This window comes from Streptomyces sp. NPDC024698 (genome assembly GCF_055559015.1).
The window spans coordinates 47,268-68,119 of record NZ_JBVHLK010000021.1 but is presented as its reverse complement, the minus strand read 5'-3'; the positions used below and the strand labels follow the sequence as shown (position 1 = coordinate 68,119).

Annotated in this window: 19 protein-coding genes and 1 riboswitch; of the genes, 6 read left to right on the top strand and 13 right to left on the bottom strand. The window is 71.5% G+C overall.

Annotated features, from left to right (window positions below; genetic code table 11):
• Positions 1-65: 65 nt before the first annotated feature.
• Together ACZ4AA_RS31585 and ACZ4AA_RS31580 are read left to right on the top strand one after the other, a co-directional pair.
• On the top strand, positions 66-686 hold the full coding sequence (locus ACZ4AA_RS31585) for a uridine kinase family protein (protein ID WP_467610457.1): 621 nt from the start codon (positions 66-68) through the stop codon (positions 684-686).
• 468 nt (positions 687-1,154) lie between these two features.
• Positions 1,155-3,020: an AAA family ATPase gene (locus ACZ4AA_RS31580; protein WP_467610334.1), complete on the top strand. Its 1,866-nt coding sequence runs from the start codon at positions 1,155-1,157 to the stop codon at positions 3,018-3,020.
• A 77-nt stretch (positions 3,021-3,097) separates the two neighbouring features.
• Here the strand turns inward: ACZ4AA_RS31580 and ACZ4AA_RS31575 are convergent, their stop codons facing one another.
• The 10 genes from ACZ4AA_RS31575 to ACZ4AA_RS31530 form a co-directional block, all read right to left on the bottom strand.
• Complete coding sequence (locus ACZ4AA_RS31575) at positions 3,098-4,183, bottom strand: hemolysin family protein (protein ID WP_467610331.1); 1,086 nt, start codon at positions 4,181-4,183, stop codon at positions 3,098-3,100.
• Positions 4,180-5,511 carry a hemolysin family protein gene (locus tag ACZ4AA_RS31570; protein ID WP_467610328.1) on the bottom strand — a complete coding sequence of 444 codons (1,332 nt, stop codon included), beginning with the start codon at positions 5,509-5,511 and terminating at the stop codon, positions 4,180-4,182. Before ACZ4AA_RS31570 ends, ACZ4AA_RS31575 begins: the two co-directional genes overlap by 4 nt.
• A gap of 198 nt (positions 5,512-5,709) precedes the next feature.
• On the bottom strand, positions 5,710-6,177 hold the full coding sequence (locus tag ACZ4AA_RS31565; RefSeq protein WP_467610325.1) for a PH domain-containing protein: 468 nt from the start codon (positions 6,175-6,177) through the stop codon (positions 5,710-5,712).
• A 14-nt stretch (positions 6,178-6,191) separates the two neighbouring features.
• Positions 6,192-7,049, bottom strand: a complete 858-nt coding sequence (gene hisG / locus ACZ4AA_RS31560; RefSeq protein ID WP_467610322.1) for an ATP phosphoribosyltransferase — start codon at positions 7,047-7,049, stop codon at positions 6,192-6,194.
• Between the two features lie 82 nt (positions 7,050-7,131).
• Positions 7,132-7,404 (bottom strand): phosphoribosyl-ATP diphosphatase, encoded by a 273-nt coding sequence (locus ACZ4AA_RS31555; protein ID WP_030038616.1) that lies wholly within the window; start codon positions 7,402-7,404, stop codon positions 7,132-7,134.
• 34 nt (positions 7,405-7,438) lie between these two features.
• Entirely contained in the window at positions 7,439-7,924 is a 486-nt protein-coding gene (gene ribH, locus ACZ4AA_RS31550) for a 6,7-dimethyl-8-ribityllumazine synthase (RefSeq protein WP_389851017.1), read from the bottom strand.
• A gap of 127 nt (positions 7,925-8,051) precedes the next feature.
• On the bottom strand, positions 8,052-9,386 hold the full coding sequence (locus tag ACZ4AA_RS31545; protein WP_467610318.1) for a bifunctional 3,4-dihydroxy-2-butanone-4-phosphate synthase/GTP cyclohydrolase II: 1,335 nt from the start codon (positions 9,384-9,386) through the stop codon (positions 8,052-8,054).
• A complete protein-coding gene (locus ACZ4AA_RS31540) occupies positions 9,383-10,018 on the bottom strand; it encodes a nicotinamide mononucleotide transporter family protein (protein WP_467610315.1) in 636 nt (211 codons plus the stop codon). The genes ACZ4AA_RS31545 and ACZ4AA_RS31540 overlap by 4 nt, the downstream gene beginning before the upstream one ends.
• Positions 10,015-10,650, bottom strand: a complete 636-nt coding sequence (locus ACZ4AA_RS31535; protein WP_467610313.1) for a riboflavin synthase — start codon at positions 10,648-10,650, stop codon at positions 10,015-10,017. The genes ACZ4AA_RS31540 and ACZ4AA_RS31535 overlap by 4 nt, the downstream gene beginning before the upstream one ends.
• A gap of 155 nt (positions 10,651-10,805) precedes the next feature.
• A riboswitch (FMN riboswitch) is annotated at positions 10,806-10,936 on the bottom strand.
• Positions 10,937-11,441: 505 nt separating this feature from the next.
• Positions 11,442-12,662, bottom strand: a complete 1,221-nt coding sequence (locus ACZ4AA_RS31530; RefSeq protein ID WP_467610309.1) for an ROK family transcriptional regulator — start codon at positions 12,660-12,662, stop codon at positions 11,442-11,444.
• A gap of 131 nt (positions 12,663-12,793) precedes the next feature.
• Between ACZ4AA_RS31530 and ACZ4AA_RS31525 the strand changes: the two genes are divergently transcribed.
• Positions 12,794-14,005: an MFS transporter gene (locus tag ACZ4AA_RS31525; RefSeq protein ID WP_467610306.1), complete on the top strand. Its 1,212-nt coding sequence runs from the start codon at positions 12,794-12,796 to the stop codon at positions 14,003-14,005.
• Here ACZ4AA_RS31525 and ACZ4AA_RS31520 read toward each other — a convergent pair.
• Positions 13,965-14,423, bottom strand: coding sequence for an acyl-CoA thioesterase (locus tag ACZ4AA_RS31520; RefSeq protein ID WP_467610302.1), 459 nt, complete (start codon positions 14,421-14,423; stop codon positions 13,965-13,967). The genes ACZ4AA_RS31525 and ACZ4AA_RS31520 overlap by 41 nt on opposite strands.
• Before the next feature lie 349 nt (positions 14,424-14,772).
• On the opposite strand from ACZ4AA_RS31520, the gene ACZ4AA_RS31515 reads away from it, so the two are divergent.
• The 3 genes from ACZ4AA_RS31515 to ACZ4AA_RS31505 all read left to right on the top strand — a co-directional run bounded on the left by ACZ4AA_RS31515 (position 14,773) and on the right by ACZ4AA_RS31505 (position 17,999).
• Positions 14,773-16,164, top strand: coding sequence for a uracil-xanthine permease family protein (locus tag ACZ4AA_RS31515; protein WP_467610299.1), 1,392 nt, complete (start codon positions 14,773-14,775; stop codon positions 16,162-16,164).
• A 138-nt stretch (positions 16,165-16,302) separates the two neighbouring features.
• Positions 16,303-16,977, top strand: coding sequence for a DUF5995 family protein (locus ACZ4AA_RS31510; RefSeq protein WP_467610296.1), 675 nt, complete (start codon positions 16,303-16,305; stop codon positions 16,975-16,977).
• Between the two features lie 92 nt (positions 16,978-17,069).
• The gene (locus ACZ4AA_RS31505) at positions 17,070-17,999 is read left to right on the top strand and encodes an LLM class F420-dependent oxidoreductase (RefSeq protein ID WP_467610293.1); all 930 of its coding nucleotides are present in this window, start codon (positions 17,070-17,072) and stop codon (positions 17,997-17,999) included.
• 28 nt (positions 18,000-18,027) lie between these two features.
• On the opposite strand, the gene ACZ4AA_RS31500 is transcribed toward ACZ4AA_RS31505, so the two are convergent.
• Positions 18,028-19,722 carry a flavin monoamine oxidase family protein gene (locus ACZ4AA_RS31500; RefSeq protein WP_467610290.1) on the bottom strand — a complete coding sequence of 565 codons (1,695 nt, stop codon included), beginning with the start codon at positions 19,720-19,722 and terminating at the stop codon, positions 18,028-18,030.
• A gap of 77 nt (positions 19,723-19,799) precedes the next feature.
• Complete coding sequence (locus ACZ4AA_RS31495; protein WP_467610285.1) at positions 19,800-20,606, bottom strand: carbon-nitrogen hydrolase family protein; 807 nt, start codon at positions 20,604-20,606, stop codon at positions 19,800-19,802.
• Positions 20,607-20,852: the final 246 nt, after the last annotated feature.

The window sequence follows — 20,852 nt, the reverse complement described above, 5'->3', positions numbered from 1 at the left end:
GCGACGCCTCGATAGAATGTTCCCCAGTACTGTGCCCCCGCCGTACCTCCACCCCGGGAAACCCCATTCACGACCTCGCCTCACGGCTGCTCCTGCTGCCGCCCTCCTGCGGACCCGTCCGCCTGATCGGCGTGGACGGCCACGCCGGCTCCGGCAAGACCACGTTCGCCGGGAGACTGGCGGCGGCACTGGGTGGCGCGCCCGTGCTGCACCTGGACGACATCGCCACCCACGAGGAGCTCTTCGGCTGGACCGGGCGCCTGCTGAGCTCGGTGGTCGAGCCCTGGGAGCGGGGCGAGACCGCGCGCTACGCCCCCTACGACTGGACTGCCAGGGAGTTCGGGCCGGTCCGCGAGCTGCCGGTCGCGCCCGTGGTGATCGTCGAGGGTGTCGGCGCGGGACGCCGGGCGCTGCGGCCCCGGCTGGCGCGGCTGCTGTGGATGGAACTGCCGCACGAACAGGCCTGGGAGCGGGGCCGGCGACGGGACGGGCAGGCGCAGAACGACTTCTGGGACGGATGGGTCCGCGCCGAGCGCCGGCACTTCACCGAGGACCCCTCACGGCCGTTCGCCCACCAGGTGGTGCGTCAGTGTTCCGAGGGATACGAGGTGCGAGAGGGGCCCGCTGGGGCGCCTGGACCGGACCAACTCGTCACGCACCGTGATGGACCATCCGCAGCGTGCTGACGTTGCGAAGACCCACTCCGGAGAAGTTGCCTCAGTGCCCCAACTCTGCTTGACCAGGGGGCCGTACAGGTCTTACGTTCTGAAGCAGCGGCCCTTCGGGAGCCGCCCGCAGTCGCGAAGCCCCCGGTTGTTCCCCCGTGATCGGGGGCTTCGTTCTGCCCACACCCCCTCTTTCCGGACACCCCACGGCGCCCCGCGCTCACCCTGGGTCACCGTTTCCGGACCGCCCCGTCCCCTCCCACCTCGTGGAACGGGCTGTGCGGCACCCTTCGGCAGGCCCGTCCCCCGCGGGTACCATGCCTCTCGGTGCGACTTTCGGACGGCTGCTCTGCCCGCACCGCTTCAACTCCCGTCCGCGGCACAGTCGTTCGACCAGAGCTGCCGACGGGCACCGGCCCGGCGGCAAGGGGATGTCCTGATCCGCGAGGCACTCCCCGACCATCGGGGGCACGGTTTGTGGGGGACGTGATGGACTTCGGCACCCAGGGCCCCGAGGCCCCGGCCGACCTCGCCTGGCTGCGAGGTGTGGACGCCTACACGATGGGCGCCTACCCGCAGGCGGAGGAGGAGTTCCGCGCCGCGGTCCGGATGGACCCCGGTATGGCGGACGGCTGGCTCGGACTGCACGCGTTACGCGTGGACACGACGACCGCGCTGCTGCGGATGTTCCGGCACCGGGACCGCTTCGGCGAGCAGCGCTCCCGGCACCGGCGCACACTCAACTCCTGGTACTGGCTGGGCTGGTGGGTCCAGCCCGTACTGGAGAGTCCGCGCGACCTGCTGCTGGCGCACGCCTCGCACTGGCTCGACGGACGTCATGTCCCCGAACTGGACCGGGCGTTGGCCGGACTGCCGCCGGTCGACGCCGACCACCAGGTCCGGTTCCTGCACGCGTGCCGCGCCTATCTGGTCAAGGACTGGGAGCAGTTGGTGCGGCACACCGATCCGCTGATCAACGACCCCATGCTCGGCATCGAGGCCGGTCTGTTCGGCGGCATGGCCCGGGTCCGGCTGGAGATGTACGGACAGGCCGAACCGCTGCTGTCGTCCGCGCTGATGCGCTGCCGCAGCGAGCAGCCGCAGCGCAAGGAACTCCGGTACTGGCTCGCCCGCGCCCACGAGGGCACCGGACGCTCCGCCGCGGCCCTGCCCCTGTACCGGGCGGTGCACCGGGTCGACCCCTCCTTCATGGACACCTCGGCGCGGCTCGCGGCCATCGCCGAGGGCGACGGGTACGACGACGCCGCCGCCGACCTCGCGGCGATCACACTCGCCGGGATCGGGCAGGACGTGCTGGAGGGCCCGGACGGCATGGACGCGCTGTTCGGCACCGAGGGACGCGATCTGAGGCTTCCCGATCCCGACCCCTCGCCTCCCGGCGGGCTGCCTCCCCAGCCGGACGGCTTCCGGGAGAAGGCCGCGATGCCGGTGCAGCCGATGCCCCCGGGACCGACCGATCCCGCCCTGCTCGACGAGGCGCTCGCCGAGCTGGAGCGCATGGTGGGCCTTGAGCCGGTGAAACGCCAGGTCAAGGCGTTGTCGGCGCAGCTCAACATGGCACGGCTGCGCACCGGGCAGGGTCTGCCGGTGCAGCCTCCGAAACGGCACTTCGTCTTCTCAGGGCCCTCGGGCACGGGCAAGACCACGGTGGCGCGGATTCTCGGCCGGGTCTTCTACGCCCTCGGGCTCCTCGGCGGAGACCATCTGGTCGAGGCCCAGCGGTCCGATCTGGTCGGCGAGTACCTCGGCCAGACCGCCGTGAAGGCCAACGAGCTGATCGACTCGGCGATCGGCGGCGTCCTGTTCGTGGACGAGGCGTACTCCCTGTCCAACTCCGGCTACGGCAAGGGCGACGCGTACGGCGACGAGGCCCTCCAGGTCCTGCTGAAGCGGGCCGAGGACAACCGGGACCATCTGGTCGTGATCCTCGCCGGCTACCCCGAGGGCATGGACCGGCTCCTCGCCGCCAACCCCGGTCTCTCCTCGCGCTTCACCAGCCGTGTGGACTTCCCCTCCTACCGCCCGCTCGAACTGACCTCCATCGGCGAGGTGCTGGCCGCCGAGAACGGCGACATCTGGGACGAGGAGGCGCTGGACGAGCTGCGTTCGATCGCCGGGCACGTCGTCGACCAGGGCTGGATCGACGAGCTCGGCAACGGCCGGTTCCTGCGCACCCTCTACGAGAAGAGCTGCGCGTACCGCGATCTGCGGCTGTCGGGATACCCCGGCACACCCTCGCGCGACGACCTGTCGACGCTGCGCCTGCCCGACCTCATGCAGGCCTACGGAGAGGTCCTCTCCGGCCGGGGCCCGCAGGATCCGTCCGCGATGTGAGCGGGCCCCGGTCGCGCCGGGGCCGTACGACCGTCACCGGATCGCACGGCCCCGGGAACCGGGGCCCGTCCTCGCGGTCAGCTCGCCAGCGCCTCCTCGGCCTGGCTGGGGCGCTGCTCCGCGACCCGTACCGGCGTGACATCGCGGTGCGCCGGGTCCCGTACCTCGCCGACCAGCAGCTCCAGTACGTCCTCAAGGGTGACCAGGCCCATGACCCTGCCCGAGGCGTCGGCGACCTGGGCGAGGTGGGTGGCGGCGCGGCGCATCACGGTGAGCGCGTCGTCCAGCGGGAGTTCGGACCTCAGGGTCGTCATCGGCCGCCAGAGCTGCTGCGGTACCGCCCGCTCGGACTCCTCCAGGTCGAGGACGTCCTTCACATGGAGGTAGCAGCCCATGAAGGCGCCGTTCTCCGCGACCACGGGGAACCGGGAGTACCCGGTGCGCGCGGTGAGCGCGACGACCTGGCCCGGGGTGACCGAGGGATCCACGGTGACGAGCGAGGCGCTGTCGAGCAGGACGTCGGTGACCGGGCGGGAGCCGAGTTCCAGGGCGTCCTCCAGACGCTCCTGTTCCTCGGGTTCGAGAAGTCCCGCCTGTCCGGAGTCCTCGACCAGCCGGTTGAGCTGCTCGCTGGTGAAGACCGCCTCGACCTCGTCCTTGGGCTCGACCCGGAACAGTCTGAGGATCAGCGCCGCGCAGGCGCCGAGGCCCACCGTGACCGGACGGCACACCCGGGCGAAGGCGACCAGGCCGGGGCTGAGCCACAGGGCCGTCTTCTCGGGCGCGGCCATCGCCAGGTTCTTCGGGACCATCTCGCCGATGACGAGGTGGAAGAAGACGACGAAGGCGAGCGCGATCACATAGCCGAGGGGATGGATGACCCCCTCCGGCAGCCGGACGGCCGCGAAGAGCGGTTCCAGCAGCTGGGCGACCGTGGGCTCCGCGACCGCGCCGAGGGTCAGCGAGCACATGGTGATGCCGAACTGGGCCGCCGCCATCATCTGCGGCAGGCGCTCCAGGCCGTACAGGACCTGGCGGGAGCGGGCGGTGCCGAGCGGTTCGATCTGGCTGCGCCGCACGGACACGAGGGCGAACTCGGCGCCGACGAAGAAGCCGTTGGCGAGCACGAGCAGGCCCGCGAACAGCAGTTGGAGCATGCTCATCGGACGGCCTCCGGGGCGAGCGCGGTCCGCACGAGGCGAACGCGTTCGGCGCGGTAGTGACCGACCTGCCGCACCACGAGCCGCCAGCCCGGGAGCTCGGCCTTGTCACCCGGGGCCGGAATCCGGCCGAGCAGGTCGGCGACGAGGCCCGCGACGGTCTCGTACGGCCCCTCGGGCACGTCGAGGCCTATGCGCTGGAGGATGTCGACGCGGCAGCTGCCGTCGGCGTCCCAGGCGGGCCTGCCGTCCTCGGGCGGAGCGGCCGCGAGCTCGGGCTGTTCGCCCTGCACGTCGTCGTGCTCGTCGCGGACCTCGCCGACGAGTTCCTCGACGATGTCCTCCAGGGTGACCACGCCGGCCGTGCCGCCGTACTCGTCGACGACGACGGCGATCGGCTGCTCACTGCGCAGCCGCTCCAGGAGGGGCTGTACGGGCAGGGACTCCGGGACGAGGAGCGGGGCCTGCGCTATCCGGCCGACGGGGGTGCGCAGGCGCTCGCGCGAGGGGATCGCGAGGGCGTCCTTGAGGTGCACCATGCCGACGATCTCGTCGATCCGCTCCCGGTAGACGGGGAAGCGGGACAGACCGGTGGCGCGGGTGAGGTTCACCACGTCCTCGGCGGTGGCCGACGACTGAAGGGCGCTGACCCGCACCCGCGGCGTCATGACGTGCTGCGCGGTGAGGTCGGCCAGGGACATCGTGCGGACGAAGAGGTCCGCGGTGTCCTGCTCCAGCGCGCCGGCGCGGGCCGAGTGGCGCGCGAGGGAGACGAGTTCGCCGGGGGTGCGGGCGGAGGCCAGCTCCGCGGCGGGTTCCACGCCCAGCGCGCGGACGAGCCGGTTGGCGACCGTGTTCAGCGCGGCGATCACCGGCCGGAACAGCCGGGAGAAGACGTGCTGCGGGCCTGCGACGAAGCGGGCCACCTGGAGCGGCTTGGAGACGGCCCAGTTCTTGGGGACGAGTTCACCGACCACCATCTGCACGGCCGAGGCCAGCAGCATGCCGGTCACCACGGCCACGCCGGGCACCGCGCCCGCGGGCAGTCCGAGCGCCCGGAACGGGCCGTCGAGCAGCCGGGCCAGGGCCGGTTCGGCGAGCATGCCGACGACGAGCGAGGTGATGGTGATGCCGAGCTGGGTGCCGGAGAGCTGGAAGGACAGCTCCTTGAGCGACTCGACGACCGTGCCGGCGCGTTTGTCGCCCTCGGCCGCGGCCTTCTCGGCGTCGGGGCGCTCCACGGTGACGAGGCCGAACTCGGCGGCCACGAAGAAGCCGTTGGCGAGGATCAGCAGGAACGCCGCGCCAAGGAGCAACAGGGGGATGGTCATGCCGCCGCCTCGCTATGTCGGAAGGGGGCGGCGCAGGTACTACAGGACGATCCGTCCATCGCTGGAGGGAGTCACTCCTCGGGTAGCAGGGGGCCTCTGAGGGCGGGAGCACATCGGAGGCGGAGGCGCGATGAAAAACGCCTCCGCCGACAGATTAATCAAGACATGGGCTCTCAGGGCAGGGTGGAGGGCCGAGAGTCAGCCCCGATGTTCGTCCCGGTGTCCGTCCGGCTCCGGGATCGCGCGGGCCGAAGCCAGGGCGCGCAGGGCGCGGGCGTCCTCGATGGCGCGCTGCCGGGCGATGCCCGGCTGGATGCCGAGCACCGGCAGGCTGGTGCCGTCGCTGAGGTCGAGGAACACCCACGGGTCACCGGGACGCAGGTTGACCTGCACGATCTCCGCCCAGTCCAGGTGCCGGCGGCTCGCGATGTTGATGACGGTGACACCGCTCTCGTCGGCGACGACCTTGGGCCGCGAGAGGAGCACGAGCACGCCGAACAGGAGAGCCGCGGTGAAGACGAAGCTCGCCCGCTCCCCCGGACCGAGTTGCTCCAGAAGCATGGCGACCGTGGTGATGACCACAAGGATCGACGCGCCCGCGGTGAGCAGGACGGCCCGCGTCCGGGAGGGGCGGAAGGTTATGGGAAGGGGAGGAAGGTCCGACATGTCCGTTGATCCCGTCAGAGCCGGCAGGCGTGGATGGCCGTGGTCAGGATGGCCCGCGCGCCGAGCTCGTACAGGTCGTCCATGATCCGCTGGGCTTCCTTGGAGGGGACCATGGCACGGACCGCGACCCAGCCCTCGTTGTGCAGCGGCGAGATGGTCGGCGACTCCAGGCCGGGAGTGAGCGCGACGGCCTTCTCCAGGTGCTCGGCACGGCAGTCGTAGTCCATCATCACGTAGGTCCGCGCGACCAGCACGCCCTGGAGGCGGCGCAGGAACTGCTGCACCTTGGGCTCGGCGTCCTCGGTGGGACCGGCTCCGACGCGGCGGACGACGACGGCCTCGGACTTCATGATCGGCTCGCCGAAGATCTCCAGGCCCGCGTTGCGCAGCGAGGTGCCCGTCTCGACGACGTCCGCGATGACCTCGGCGACGCCGAGCTCGATGGCGGTCTCGACGGCGCCGTCGAGGTGCACGACGGAGGCGTCGATGCCGTGTTCGGCGAGGTGGCCCGCGACGATGCCCTCGTACGAGGTGGCGATCGTCCTCCCCTTCAGGTCCGCGATGCCGTCGGCGGTGCCCGGCTTGGCGGCGAAGCGGAAGGTGGAGCGGGCGAAGCCGAGCGGGAGGATCTCCTCGGCGTGGGCCCCGGAGTCGACCAGCAGGTCACGGCCGGTGATGCCGATGTCGAGGCGGCCGGAGGAGACGTAGATCGCGATGTCGCGGGGGCGGAGGTAGAAGAACTCGACCTCGTTGTTCGGGTCGACGATCCGCAGTTCCTTGGCCTCCCGGCGCTGCTGGTAGCCGGCCTCATGCAGCATGTCCGCCGCAGGTCCTGAGAGGGAACCCTTGTTGGGGACGGCGATGCGCAGCATGAGGTCGGCTTCCTTTGCTCGGTAGGGGTGTTCGGGGTGGGTGGGCGGACGGGCTCGGTGGGGGTGCCGCGGGGAGCGGTCCCTACAGATGCGCGTACACGTCGTCGAGGGAGATCCCGCGCGCGACCATCATCACCTGGACGTGGTAGAGCAGCTGCGAGATCTCCTCGGCGGCGGCGTCCTTGCCCTCGTACTCGGCGGCCATCCAGACCTCCGCGGCCTCTTCGACGACCTTCTTGCCGATGGCATGAACGCCCTTGCCGACGAGTTCCGCGGTGCGTGAGGTGGCGGGATCGCCCGTGGCGGCCTTGTGCTGGAGCTCGGTGAAGAGCTCCTCGAACGTCTTATTGGACATGGTGGTCCTCACCCTACGCGCTCGCGGCCGTACCTCAGTGCCAGGGTTCAGATACTGAGCGGAGGGTGGCCGCGGTGGCCACGGCGGCCGTCACCGCCTCGTGGCCCTTGTCCTCGTTGGAGCCCTCGATGCCCGCGCGGTCCAGGGCCTGCTCCTCGGTGTCACAGGTCAGCACACCGAAGCCGATCGGGACGCCGGTCTCGACGGAGACCTGGGTGAGGCCCAGGGTGACGCCCTGGCACACATACTCGAAGTGGGGCGTTCCACCCCGGATGACGACGCCGAGCGCGACGATCGCGTCGTAGCCGCGGCCCGCCAGGACCTTGGCGGCGACCGGCAGTTCGAAGCTGCCGGGGACCCGCAACAGGGTCGGCTCGTCGATTCCCAGCTCGCGCAGGGCGCGCAGCGCGCCGTCGACGAGACCGTCCATCACCTTGTCGTGCCACTGTGCCGCGATGACCGCGACCCGCAGGTCGCCGCAGTTGCGTACGGACAGTTCAGGTGCACCCTTGCCGCTCACGTCTCTCCTTCAGTCCCGCTGTGCCGTGTTGCCGATAGTGCCGCGCCACAGGCGCCATGCCGCCCGCGGTCGCTGTCGTGCTGTCGTGCTGTCGTGCCGGGGCCCGCGGACGGGCCGTCCGTACGGGTCACTGGCTCCCGCAGGCCGACACGGTGACCGGGTCGAGCCAGGGCAGGTCGTGTCCCATCCGGTCGCGCTTGGCCCGCAGGTAGCTCAGGTTGTGCTCACCCGCCTGTACGGGCATCGGCTCGCGTCCGCTGACGCGCAGGCCGTACCGGACGAGCGCGTCGGTCTTGTCCGGGTTGTTGGTCATCAGCCGCAGACTGCGGACACCCAGGTCCTCCAGGATCCGGGCGCCGGCGCCGTAGTCCCGGGCGTCGGCGGGCAGGCCGAGTTCCAGGTTGGCGTCGAGGGTGTCCCGTCCGCGCTCCTGGAGCTCGTACGCGCGGAGCTTGGAGAGCAGACCGATGCCGCGCCCCTCGTGCCCGCGCAGGTAGACCACGATCCCGCGGCCCTCGGTCTGGATGCGTTCCATGGACGTCTGGAGCTGCGGACCGCAGTCGCAGCGGTGGGAGTGGAAGACGTCACCGGTCAGGCACTCGGAGTGGACGCGGACCAGGACGTCCTCGCCGTCGCCGATGTCACCGTGGACGAGGGCGACGTGCTCGACGCCGTCCGCGGTGGAACGGTAGCCGTAGGCGGTGAACTCGCCGAAGACGGTGGGGAGACGGACCTCCGCCTCACGCCGGACGGTGGGGGCGGCGACCGCCCCGGTCTCGTCCGCCGCGCCGCGTTCGGTGGAGCGGCGGTAGGCGATCAGGTCCTCGATGGAGATGATCGTCAGGCCGTGCTTGCGGGCGAAGGGGATGAGTTCGGGCAGCCGGAGCATCCGGCCGTCCTCGCCGGCGATCTCGACGATCGCTCCGGCCGGGCGCAGTCCCGCCAGCCGGGCCAGGTCGACGGCGGCCTCGGTGTGGCCGTTGCGGGCCAGTACGCCTCCGGGCCTGGCGCGCAGCGGGAAGATGTGGCCGGGGCGCACGAAGTCGTCCGCCTCCGAGCCGCCGTCCGCGAGGAGCCGCAGGGTGGCGGCGCGGTCGGCCGCCGAGATGCCGGTGCTGACCCCGTGGGCGGCGGACGCGTCCACCGACACCGTGAACGCGGTCTTCATCGACTCGGTGTTGTCGTCGACCATCTGCGGCAGCCGCAACCGGTCGAGCTCGTCGCCCTCCATGGGCGCGCAGATCAGTCCGCGGCACTCGCTCATCATGAAGGCGACGATCTCGGGGGTCGCCATCTCGGCGGCGACGACGAGGTCTCCCTCGTTCTCCCGGTCCTCGTCGTCGACGACCACGATGGGGCGGCCGGCCGCGATGTCGGCGATGGCCTGCTCGACGGGGTCGAGCGCGAAGTCCGAGGCATCCTGATCATGCCCGGTGCTGTACCAAACCGGCGCCGTTGTCATGCCGGGGCTCCTTCCATGACGGGCTGCCCGGCCTCACGGGAGCGCAGCCACCAGTCGCGCATGCCCCACAGGACGAGCGCGCCGTACAGGACGTAGACGAATCCGGAGAAGGCGTAGCCGTTGGCGAAGTTGAGCGGGACGCCCACCACGTCGACGAGCAGCCAGGCGAACCAGAACTCGACCATGCCGCGGGCCTGCGCGTACATGGCGACGATCGTGCCGACGAAGATGTAGGCGTCCGGCCAGGGGTCCCAGGACAGCGTCGGGTACGCGTGGAACAGGGCGCTGACGGCGAGGGTGCCGACGGCGGCGGCGCCCGCCATGTACGCGCGTTCGCGCCAGGTGGCGAATCGTACGGAGACGCGTCCGTCCTTGCCCTCGCCGCGGTTCCACTGCCACCAGCCGTACAGGGCGACGGCGATGACCACGACCTGCTTGCCGGCGCTGCCGGTGAGGTGGCCGAAGAAGGCGGCGAAGAGGACCAGGCCGGAGAGGAGCTGGACGGGCCAGCTCCACACGGAGCGCCGCCAGCCGAGCGCGAGGGCGATCAGACCGATCACGTTGCCGATCATGTCCGACCACATGATGTGCTGGCCGAACAGGACGAAGGCCTCGGAGTTGAGCCAGTTCACCGGCCGGCCCCCTGGATCCCGGGCGGACCGGCGGGCTGCTCACCGCGCGCGCCCAGCAGGCGCTCGACGTACTTGGCGATCACGTCGACCTCGAGGTTGACCGGGTCGCCGGGCTGCTTGCGGCCCAGGGTGGTCAGGTCGAGCGTGGTGGGGATGAGGCTGACGGTGAAGAAGTCGGGGCCGGCGTCGACCACGGTCAGGCTGATGCCGTCGACGGTGATGGAGCCCTTCTCGACGACATAGCGCGAGAGGTCGGCGGGGAGCGAGATCTTGACGATCTCCCAGTTCTCGGACGGCTTGCGCTCGATGACCGCGCCGGTGCCGTCGACGTGCCCCTGCACGATGTGTCCGCCGAGGCGCTCACCCACGGCCATCGGCCGTTCCAGGTTGACGCGGGAGCCGACGGTGAGGGCCCCGAGGCTGGAGCGGTTCAGGGTTTCGGCCATCACGTCGGCGGTGAACTCGTCGCCCTCGTGCTCGACCACGGTGAGACAGACTCCGTTGACGGCGATGGAGTCGCCGTGCTGCGCGCCCTGCGTGACGACGGGGCCACGCAGCCGGAAACGCGAGGCGTCGTCGAGCATCTCGACGGCGGTGACCTCACCCAGCTCTTCGACGATTCCGGTGAACACTTCCCGGGTCCTCCTGCCTCATAGGGCACGGACTCCGGGGCCTGTCGATGACGACAGAATGAGCGGACCGCGGCACACCGGGAGCGACGCCGAAAGGACACCCGTCCCGCAGGACGAGCAGCAACAAACGGCAGCGCGCACGAAATGCCCGCCCGCCGCGCACTGCCTCCCATCCGGACTTTAACCGTCGGTCCAGGAATTCCACCTGGTCAACCGGCCGCTGGAAGCGGCCGGGTCGCGGACTATAACCGCCGGTTCGGAATTACACCGACCCCGGAGTGCGCTGCTTCTGGTACATGGCCAGTGTGCCACGCCCGAACGACGGTCATACGGCCGTACCTCTGTGGGGTGGCTCACAGCGGCCCGGCATGGACTTCCACGGACGGGGCACCCGGCCAACCTCCTTGACCCCGTGCGGTCTTGGGGCAGGTCACAGGTTCGCGCAACTGGTCCATACCTATTGACGCTCTGGTCTAGTCCTCTTAATGTCCTCGATCAAGACTGCGTGATCATTCATTGCCGGTCCCCCCACGATCGACCCGGCGGCGGTGACGAAGGCCCTTGCCCCGCCGCCGGGTCTCCAACCGGCCGCGACCGCCCAGAGAGTGCCGGGCATCGCCGGGCACGCGCGGCTTCGCGAACGCCGGCGGCTTCACGGATACCCGCGGCTTCGCGGACAGGCGCGGCTTCGCGAACACCCGCGGCTTCGCGGACACCCGCGGCTTCACGGACACGCGCGGCTTCGCGGACACCCGCGGCTTCACGGACACCCACGGCTTCACGGACACGCCCTACCGCGACGAGGCCGGGGCGAACAGCTCGTCCTGGGCACCGTCGCGCGCGGTCAGCAGGGCTCCGCGCAGCACCGCGCCCCCGCCCACCGTGGTCGCGCGCACCTCGGTGGGGAGCGGCGAGATCCGGGCGAGCCGCCGCTCGACCCGCGCCGCGAGCGCCGCGCCGCCGGCCTGGCCGACCTCGCCGCCGAGGACCACACAGCCGGGGTCGAGCACCGCGCCTACGGACGCCGCCCCGATCGCGAGGCGCTGGGCGAGAGCGTCGAGGAAACCGTCGGACGCCGGGGAGCCGGGGGCCGCCAGCGCCTGCCGCACGAGCGCCGCGGCATGCGGTTCGTAGCCCTCGGGCCGCGCCGAGACGCCGTGCTGCGCCGCCAGCTCCGTGATCGCCGCGGACCCGACCAGGGAGTGGAAGCCGCCCCCGCAGTCGGTCGCCGAGGGCAGGCCCGTGGTGCCCGGCACCGGCAGGAAGCCGATCTCGCCGGTTCCTCCGGAGGCGCCTCGGCGCAGGGCGCCGTCGAGGACCACGGCGGCGCCGGTGCCGTGGCCGAGCCACAGCAGGACGAACGTGTCCCGGTCGCGGGCGACGCCCTCGCGCTGTTCGGCCAGGGCCGCGAGGTTGGTCTCGTTCTCGACCAGGACGCGGGCCTCGGGAAGCCGTTCCTGGAGGGCCGCGACGAGCCTTCGGTGCCACTCGGGCAGCCCGGTGGAGTCGCGGAGTTCACCGCTGGCGGGATCGATCAGACCGGGCGCCCCGATGCCGACCGTGTGCAGCCTGCCCCACCCTCCGGCCCCTTCCCGTTGGGGCGCGCCGGCCTCCTTCGCCACCCGCTCGACCAGCGCGACCGCGCGCTCCACCGCCGGTCCGGTGCCGACACCCTCGCCGATGGGCGCGGACGCCTCGGCCAGGACGCGGCCGACCAGGTCGGAGACGACGACGGAGACTCCCTCCGTACGGACGTCCAGCGCGGCCAGGTGGGCGCGGTCCGCGACGATCCCGTAGACCCGGGCGTTCGGCCCCCGCCGCTGCTCCCCCGATTCCCCGACGACGGTGACGAGACCGGAGACCGTCAAGCGTTCCACGAGGTCGGCGACGGTCGGCCGGGACAGTCCGGTGAGCTGCTTCAGCCGCGTGGCCGTCAACGGGCCTTCCTGCTGCAACAGCCGCAGGGCGAGCCGGTCGTTGATGGCCCGTGCGGTGCTCGGGGATGCGGGCATGGCGGGAATCCTCCCAGATCGGCGAGGCCACCGGGCGACCGGGCGGCGAGCGGGCATCTATTTATCAGGCAGGGTTCCTGATAGTTTACGGCGGCACACCGTGGAAGCATCACCCGGGGAGGGGCCCGAGCATGAGTGGAGCGGTCGAGGACCAGCGCGAGGTCAGGCGCGCCCGGTACGCCGTGGCGGCCGTGTTCGCCGTGCACGGAGCCGTCACCGGGTCCTTCGCGACCCGCGTGCCGTGGATCCAGGACCACGCCTCGGTCAGCGCGGGGCAGCTCGGCTTCGCTCTCGCCTTCACCGCGCTCGGCGCGTCCTGCTCGATGCCGCTGGCGGGCCGGATCACCCACCGCTTCGGCAGCCGCAGGGCACTGCGCGGGCTCATCGCGCTATGGACACTCGCACTGGTCCTGCCGTCCCTGGCACCGAACCTGCTCACCCTGTGCCTCGCGATGTTCGTGTACGGCGCCACGGCGGGAATGGCGGATGTCGCCATGAACGCGCTGGGCGTCGAGATCGAGAACCGGCTCGACAAGTCGATCATGTCCGGGCTGCACGGCATGTGGAGCGCGGGTGCGCTGATCGGCGCGGCGGCCGGCACGCTCGCCGCGCACCTGGGCGCGGACGCGCGCCTGCACCACGCCCTGGCCGCGGCGACCCTCACGCTCCTCGGTCTCGCCGCCTGCCAGTGGGTGCTCGATCTCCAGCCCACCGAGGACGAGGAACCGCCGCCGCGGTTCGCGCTGCCGCCCCGGTCGGCCCTGCTCATCGGCACGGTCGGCTTCTGCGCGGTCTTCGCGGAGGGCGCGAGCCTGGACTGGTCGGCGGTCTATCTGCGTGACCGGCTGGACAGTTCGGCCGCTCTCGCCGCGGCCTCGACCACCGGCTTCATGCTCACCATGGCGGTGGCCCGACTGGTCGGCGACACGGTGGTGAACCGTTTCGGCGCCGTGCGTACCGTGCGGGCAGGCGGTGTCCTCGCCGTGTTCGGCGGGCTGCTGATCGTCCTCGCGGAGGGTCCGGTGGTGGCGATGACCGGCTTCGCGCTGCTCGGACTCGGCATCGCGGTCGTCGTCCCGCTGTGCTTCGCGGCGGCCGGACGCAGCGGCCCCAACCCCAGTCAGGCCATCGCGGGCGTCGCGACCATCACGTACACCTCGGGGCTCATCGCGCCGAGCCTGATCGGGTCGGTGGCACAGGCGACGAACCTGATGGTGTCGTTCGCCCTGGTCACGGTCCTGGCGTTCGGGCTCACCGCGCTCGCCGGCGTGCTGCGCGCGGGAGACCGCACCCCCGCGAAGGTCACTCCCCCGAGCGCAGCAGTTCCCGGCCCACGGTCCTGAACCGCTCGCTCCACGGCGCCGGGCGCAGCGTCCCGGCGTCGAGCCGGACCAGCACCCGGGTCCCGTGGGCGTAGGTGAGCGCGCCGTCGGACGAGCAGAAGCGGAAGCCGTACGTCAGCCCGGTGGTCCCGAGCCTCTCCAGCCAGAGGTGAACGGCGTACCCGCCGGGGCGGTTGACGGGGGCCTCGTAGGTGATCCGCAGTTCCTTGACGGCGTTGCACGAGTCGCCCGCCGCCTCCCAGTCGCCCTCGAAGCCGAAGCCGCGCTCGTTCCACAGCGCGGTCCAGGCGCGCTCCACCAGGACCGGGTAGCGGGCGTTGTGCAGCAGTCCGAGCGCGTCGAGGTCGTCGAAGTGGACGGTGACGGGCAGCAGCCGTCCGTACGGGAGGGCGGGTGCTGCGAGGGCTTCGGCGGTCACGGGCGGGGCTCCTGGGACGTGCTGCGGCACGCGGGCGGGCGGGCCTGACGGAAACGACACCCCCATCCTAAGCAAACGCTCAGGAGATCCTTCCGGGCGGGATCGGCCCGCGGTCGAGTCGAGCCGCTCGGCGGCCGGCCCGGCCGCCACAGATCAGCGCCGGGCGGCGCCTCCGCCTTCGGCCCGGCGCACCCACGCGGCCCGGACCCGCACGGGTGCGCCGGAGTCGGCCGACTCCGGTCATACATATGAATGATGTTCATGAGGTGGACCGGGTGAACCTAAAGCAGCTGGTCGGACGTGACAATGGTCCGGACACATTCACGTACGGAGAAAGCGACCTCTCGACATGGACCTAGGCGTGCGCTGGAAACTGCACGGCGACGGGCGGACCCCCGCCCCGGGAGCTGTCGTCCGCCCCGACGAACGCCTCTCCTGGCCCCGGACCTTCGGACTCGGCGCCCAGCACGTGGTGGCCATGTTCGGGGCGTCCTTCGTGGCTCCCGTCCTGATGGGACTCGACCCCAACCTCGCGATCATGATGTCCGGTGTCGCGACGGTCGTCTTCCTCCTCGCCACCCGTGGCCGGGTGCCCAGCTATCTGGGCTGTTCGCTCTCCTTCGTGGGCGTCGCCGCCGTGATCCGCGCCCAGGGCGGCACCAGTTCCACGGTGACCGGCGCGTGCTTCGTGGTCGGCGTCGCGCTGTTCCTCGTGGGTCTGACCGTCCGGCGCTTCGGGGCGAGGATCATCCACGCCGCGATGCCGCCGATCGTGACCGGCGCGGTCGTCATGCTGATCGGCTTCAACCTGGCGCCGGTGACCGCGTCCACCTACTGGCCGCAGGACCAGTGGACCGCGCTGCTCACCATGCTGGTCACCGGCGCGGCCGTGGTGTGCCTGCGCGGCTTCTGGTCACGCATCGCGATCTTCCTCGGACTCGTCTTCGGCTACGCGATCTCCTGGGCCTTCGACCGGATCTTCGGCCGGATCCACGCGGCGGACGCGAGCGGCAAGGTCACCGACCACTGGCGTCTGAACCTCTCCGCGGTCGAGCAGGCCGACTGGATCGGGCTCCCCTCCTTCCACGGACCGACGTTCCAGTGGTCCGCGATCCTCGTGGCGCTGCCCGTGGTCATCGCGCTGGTCGCCGAGAACGCCGGACACGTCAAAGCCGTCGGCGAGATGACCGGTGACCCGCTGGACGACGAGCTGGGCACCGCGATCTCCGCGGACGGCGCCGCCTCCATGCTCTCCACCGCGGTCGGCGGCCCGCCCAACACCACCTACTCCGAGAACATCGGCGTCATGGCCGCGACCCGCGTCTACTCCACGGCCGCCTACTGGGCCGCCGCCGGCTTCGCCCTGCTCTTCGGGGTGTGCCCCAAGTTCGGCGCGGTGGTCGCGGCGATCCCGGGCGGTGTCCTCGGCGGCATCACCGTCATCCTCTACGGCATGATCGGGCTGCTCGGCGCCCAGATCTGGCTCAACGCCCGGGTGGACCTGCGCAATCCGCTGAACCTGGTACCGGCCGCCGCGGGCATCATCATCGGCATCGGCGGGGTCTCCCTGAAGTTCACCGACCACTTCTCCCTGAACGGCATCGCGCTCGGCACCATCGTCGTGATCACCGGCTATCACGCGCTGCGGGCGATGGCCCCGCCCCACCTGCGCACCGAACCGCTGCTCGACGCGGGGACCTCGGCGTACGACGATCCAGGGGACCAGCGCGCCGGCGCCTAGGCGGAGTCGGCCCGTGCCTCGGCGCGGCGGGGGGACTCGGGCGTGAGCGTCCCGTGCCGCCCGGCCGCGTTCCCCCGTTCCGGGGAAACCGGCGGCCCGGCGGCGCGCCGGCGGGCCCGGTGCTGGGACGCTGCCGTCATGGCCCAGCCGGCACAGCTCACCACCCCCGTCGACATGGTCGTCGCCCGGATGCGCGCCCTGGACACGACGCTGCCCGCGCGCGACGGACTCGCGGTCTTCAACCGGGTCTACCTCACCGTCACCGAGGAGTTCGACCGCCGGCTCGACGCCGGGGCCTTCCCCGACCGGCGGGCCGCGACGGCCCTGGACGTGCGCTTCGCGGAGCGCTATCTGACGGTGGCCGAGGAGGGCCCGGCACCCGCCTGCTGGCGCCCGCTGCTGCGCTTCCGCCGCCATCCCGGGGTACGACCGCTCCAGTTCGCGCTCGCGGGCATCAACGCGCACATCGGACACGACCTCGCGCTCGCCGTGGTCGACAGCTGTCACACGCTCGCCTGCGAACCGGCCGACCTGGAGGACGAGTTCGACCTGGTGGGCGATCTGCTCGTCTCGCTGGAGGAACGCGTCCGCGAGGAGCTGATGCCGGGCCCCGACCTGCTCCAGATCGCCGATCCGCTCACCCACCTGCTCGGCTCCTGGAGCCTGGAACGGGCCCGCGAGGCGACCTGGGCGGCGGCGCGGGCCCTGTGGGCGCTGCGCGGACTCCCGGACCTGGCCGAGGAGTTCGGCGACCGCCTCGACGCGGCGGTGGGCCTGGCCGGCCGGATGCTGCTCACTCCCCTGCCGGGCTGATCCGGCCACCCGGCGCGGTCCTCGCCGGAACATCCGGACGCTCACTGTACGTTGACACGTCGGCACACCCCGATGCGAAGGAGTACACCGGTATGACGACGCGACTCGGCCTCGCCCTCCCGCAGATGAAGCAGTACGACCTCGGACGGGACGTGCCCGACGTGGCACGCGCCGCCGAGGCGATCGGGTACGACAGCCTGTGGGTCTTCGAGCGGGCCCTGTTCCCGGACCCGCCGACCCAGGGTCTCTACGGCATCGAGGGACTGGCCTGGCCGGACGCCTACCGGGGTGTCGCCGACCCGCTGGTGACCCTGACGCTCGCGGCCGCGGCCACCGAGCGCGCCGAACTGGGCACCAGCGTGCTGGTCGCGCCGCTGCACGCGCCCTTCCAGCTGGCCAAGGCCCTCGCCTCGCTCGACGCGGCCGCCGGCGGCCGGGTCGTGGCGGGCCTCGGCACGGGCTGGTCGCTCGACGAGTACGCGGCGGCCTCCGCGCGGCCCTTCGAGGAGCGTGGGGACGCCCTGGACGAGGTGATCGCGGTGTGCCGCGCGGTGTGGGGTCCCGACCCGGTGGTCCACGATGGTCACCTCAGCAGGATCGCCTCGGCCGCGGTCGGACCCAAACCGGCCCGGCCGATCCCCGTCCTGCTCGCCGCCAACACGGGAAGGGCGCGGCGCCGGCTCGTCGACCGGGCCGACGGCTGGATGCCGATCGGCATGGGGGTCGAGCGACTGACCGCGCAGTGGCGGCAGTTGCGGGACCTGGCCGACGAGCGCGGGCGCACCAGGCCGCTGCGGACCGTCCTGCGCACCAACCTCGTCTACACGCCGAAGCCGTACGCGGGCGACGACCGTCAGCCCTTCCAGGGCGCCGTCGACCAGATCGTGGCGGACCTGGTCGACCACGCCGGGATCGGCCTCGACGAGATCTTCCTCGATGTGCAGAGCCAGGTGCGGGACGCCGCGGAACTGAAGGACGTGGCGGCCGAGTTGTACGAGGCGGCACGCGCGGCCGGGGTCTGACCCGGCCGCCCTCGCCGCGGGGTGGGGATCAGTCCTCGGGCAGTTCCACCGGGGCGATCTCGTCGTAGACGTCGCCGGGACCGGGGTTGGTCGGGTCGGTCGTGCCGCCGAGCTGGTGCATGACGCCCCAGACCGCGTTCAGCGCGGTCTGGACGGCGCCCTCGGCCCAGCCGGCCGTCCAGGAGATGTCGTCGCCCGCGAGGAAGATGCCCCGCTTGTCCTCGGGCAGCGACTCCTGCATGAAGTGCGTGAACAGGCGGCGCTGGTAGCGGTAGTGGCCCGGCAGGTTGGCCTTGAACGCGCCCATGAAGTAGGGCTCGTTCTCCCAGGACACGGTCACCGGGTTGCCGATGATGTGCCCCCGGATGTCGACCTTCGGGTAGATCTCGCCGAGCGACTTCAGCATGACCTCCATCCGCTCGCTCGCGGACAGCGGCAGCCACTTCAGGCTGTCGTCGCACCACGTGTACGAGAGGCAGATGACGGCGGGCTTGTCCGGGCCGTCGTCGAGGAGGTAGGTGCCGCGCGTCATCCGGTCGGTGAGCGTCATCGACATGACGTCACGGCCGGTCTCCTCGTCCTTGTCCAGCCAGAACGGCCGGTCGACGGGCACGAAGAGCTTGCTCGACTCCATGTAGTGCGTGCGCTCGATCGCGGTCCAGTGGTCGATCGGGAAGAGCGAGTCGTCGCAGGCGACCTTGGAGAGCAGCATCCAGGACTGGGCGGTGAAGATCGCCGCCTTGTAGGTGCGGATGTCGCCGTTCGCGTCCGTCACCGTGATGCCGTTGCCCGCGGTGCGGTTCAGCCGGGTCACGGCCGGGCGGGGGGTGCCGTCGTGCAGGGTGGAGAGGGAGGTGCCGTACGCCCAGTGGACGATCTTCTCCGGCTCGCGCTCCCACAGGCGCAGCGGGAGCTGCTGGGAGCCGCCGACGATGCCGCGGTGGTGGTCGTCGGCCTCGGTGTAGACGACCCGCAGGATCTCCAGGATGGAGTTCGGGAAGTCGGTGTCCCAGCCGCCGGTGCCGAAGCCGACCTGGCCGAAGATCTCGCGGTGGCGGAAGGACTTGAAGGACTCGGACTCGCAGAGGAAGCCGTAGAAGGTCTGGTTGTCGAGCTTCTCGACGAGCTTCGACCAGATCTCCCGGATGCGCGGGACGTCGCGCTCCCGCATGGCCTGGTTCATGTCGGAGAAGTCGGCGCCGTCCTCCAGACAGGCGTTCCAGGCGTTCATCACGTCGCGGTAGACCTGCGGGAGGTCGTCGACGGAGGTCGCGTAGTGCGACTCGCCCTTGAGGTCGACGACCGTCGAGGGCGTGGACTCGGCGAGGGGGTTGGGGAACGGGCTGGTCTCCAGATCCACCAGGTCGATGTAGTGCTGGAGGGCGGTGGAGGACGGCGGGAAGCGCATCGCGCCCATCTCGGCGGTCAGCGAGGGGTCGCAGCCCTCGAAGCCGACGGTGCGCAGCCGGCCGCCGATCTCGTCGGCCTCGTACACGACGGGCTTGAGGCCCATCTTCATCAGTTCGTACGCGGCCACGATGCCCGACAGTCCGCCGCCGATGACGGCGACCTCGGTGCCGTGCTCGGTGGCGGGTATCTGGCCGAGGCCGGCGGGGTGCGCGAGGAAGTCGTCGTAGGCGTAGGGGAAGTCCGGGCCGAACATGGTGATCGGCGGCTGCTGCACGTCGGCGTGCTGGACGGCGTTGGGCACGGTGGACGTCATGGGGTACGGACTCCTTGCGCGAAAACTGGTGAGGGGAGGGCTGGTCGGACCGGCCGGGGGCGGGCCGGGCGGTCGATTCAGACGAGGGACCCGTAGAGGCCGGGGCGGCGGTCCTTCAGATACGGGTTCGTCTCGCGCGAGGCGGACAGGAGGACCGGGTCGGCGTCGGCCAGGACCAGTTCCTCGCCGCGGCCGGCGCGGGCGCGGGCGACGCCGTCGGGGCCGGCCAGCGTGGACAGTCCGACGAACTCGAAGTCCCCTTCCGGGCCGGTGCGGTTGACGTAGGCGACGTACATCTGGTTCTCGAAGGCGCGCACCGGGACGACGGACTCGGCGACGAACTGGAACGGGTGCATCTGCGCGGTCGGCACGAGCAGCAGGTCGGTGCCGGCGAGGGCGTGGGCGCGGACGTTCTCCGGGAACTCGACGTCGTAGCAGATCATGAGGCCGACCCGGAGTCCGTTCAGCTCCGCCTGGACGACGGACTGTTCGCCGGGCGTGAAGTGATCGTGCTCGAAGCAGCCGAAGAGGTGGGTCTTGCGGTAGTTCGCGAGCCGGGTGCCGTCCGCGGAGATGAGCTGGACCGCGTTGAAGACCGCCGCCTCGCCGTCGGTGCCGGGGACCTCGCGCTCGGGGTAGCCGTAGGCGACGGCGATGCCGTGCCGGGTGGCGATCTCGGCCACCGCGTCGGCGGAGTCGCCGTCTGCGGGCTCGGCGAGGCGCGCGATGTCGTCGCCGATGGCGTAGCCGGTCAGGAACATCTCCGAGGTCACGACCAGCCCGGCCCCCGCCGCGGCGGCGCGGCCCGCGGCCTCGTCGAGGACCTTGAGGTTCTCGACGACCGAGCCGGGGCGGCCGGAGCTCTGGAGCAGGGCTGTGCGCATGCGGGTTCTCCACCGGTACGAGGGGGTTCGGGGGGTCAGATAGACGGTACGGTCGGCCGGCGCGGGGGGACAAGAAGGACCCGTTGCGCGCCGGTGGACGATTCGTTGCGCGCCTCCGGCCCCCGGCGGCGATTCGTTGCGCGGCCCGTCGCGCTCCCCCGTTCAAGGTCCCGAACGTCCCGAACCCCTGGAGACGCAGGTCACAGGAGGGGCCGGCCCGACATCCCCCGCTCCGGGTTGCCCGGT

Coding starts and splice junctions, on each gene's coding strand:
- ACZ4AA_RS31530 (WP_467610309.1), bottom strand. CDS start 12,662: ATGCCCGCATCCCCGAGCACCGCACGGGCCATCAACGACCGGCTCGCC.
- ACZ4AA_RS31515 (WP_467610299.1), top strand. CDS start 14,773: ATGGACCTAGGCGTGCGCTGGAAACTGCACGGCGACGGGCGGACCCCC.
- ACZ4AA_RS31555 (WP_030038616.1), bottom strand. CDS start 7,404: ATGTCCAATAAGACGTTCGAGGAGCTCTTCACCGAGCTCCAGCACAAG.
- ACZ4AA_RS31545 (WP_467610318.1), bottom strand. CDS start 9,386: ATGACAACGGCGCCGGTTTGGTACAGCACCGGGCATGATCAGGATGCC.
- ACZ4AA_RS31510 (WP_467610296.1), top strand. CDS start 16,303: ATGGCCCAGCCGGCACAGCTCACCACCCCCGTCGACATGGTCGTCGCC.
- ACZ4AA_RS31500 (WP_467610290.1), bottom strand. CDS start 19,722: ATGACGTCCACCGTGCCCAACGCCGTCCAGCACGCCGACGTGCAGCAG.
- ACZ4AA_RS31565 (WP_467610325.1), bottom strand. CDS start 6,177: ATGTCGGACCTTCCTCCCCTTCCCATAACCTTCCGCCCCTCCCGGACG.
- ACZ4AA_RS31580 (WP_467610334.1), top strand. CDS start 1,155: ATGGACTTCGGCACCCAGGGCCCCGAGGCCCCGGCCGACCTCGCCTGG.
- ACZ4AA_RS31505 (WP_467610293.1), top strand. CDS start 17,070: ATGACGACGCGACTCGGCCTCGCCCTCCCGCAGATGAAGCAGTACGAC.
- hisG (WP_467610322.1), bottom strand. CDS start 7,049: ATGCTGCGCATCGCCGTCCCCAACAAGGGTTCCCTCTCAGGACCTGCG.
- ACZ4AA_RS31525 (WP_467610306.1), top strand. CDS start 12,794: ATGAGTGGAGCGGTCGAGGACCAGCGCGAGGTCAGGCGCGCCCGGTAC.
- ACZ4AA_RS31570 (WP_467610328.1), bottom strand. CDS start 5,511: ATGACCATCCCCCTGTTGCTCCTTGGCGCGGCGTTCCTGCTGATCCTC.
- ACZ4AA_RS31575 (WP_467610331.1), bottom strand. CDS start 4,183: ATGAGCATGCTCCAACTGCTGTTCGCGGGCCTGCTCGTGCTCGCCAAC.
- ACZ4AA_RS31495 (WP_467610285.1), bottom strand. CDS start 20,606: ATGCGCACAGCCCTGCTCCAGAGCTCCGGCCGCCCCGGCTCGGTCGTC.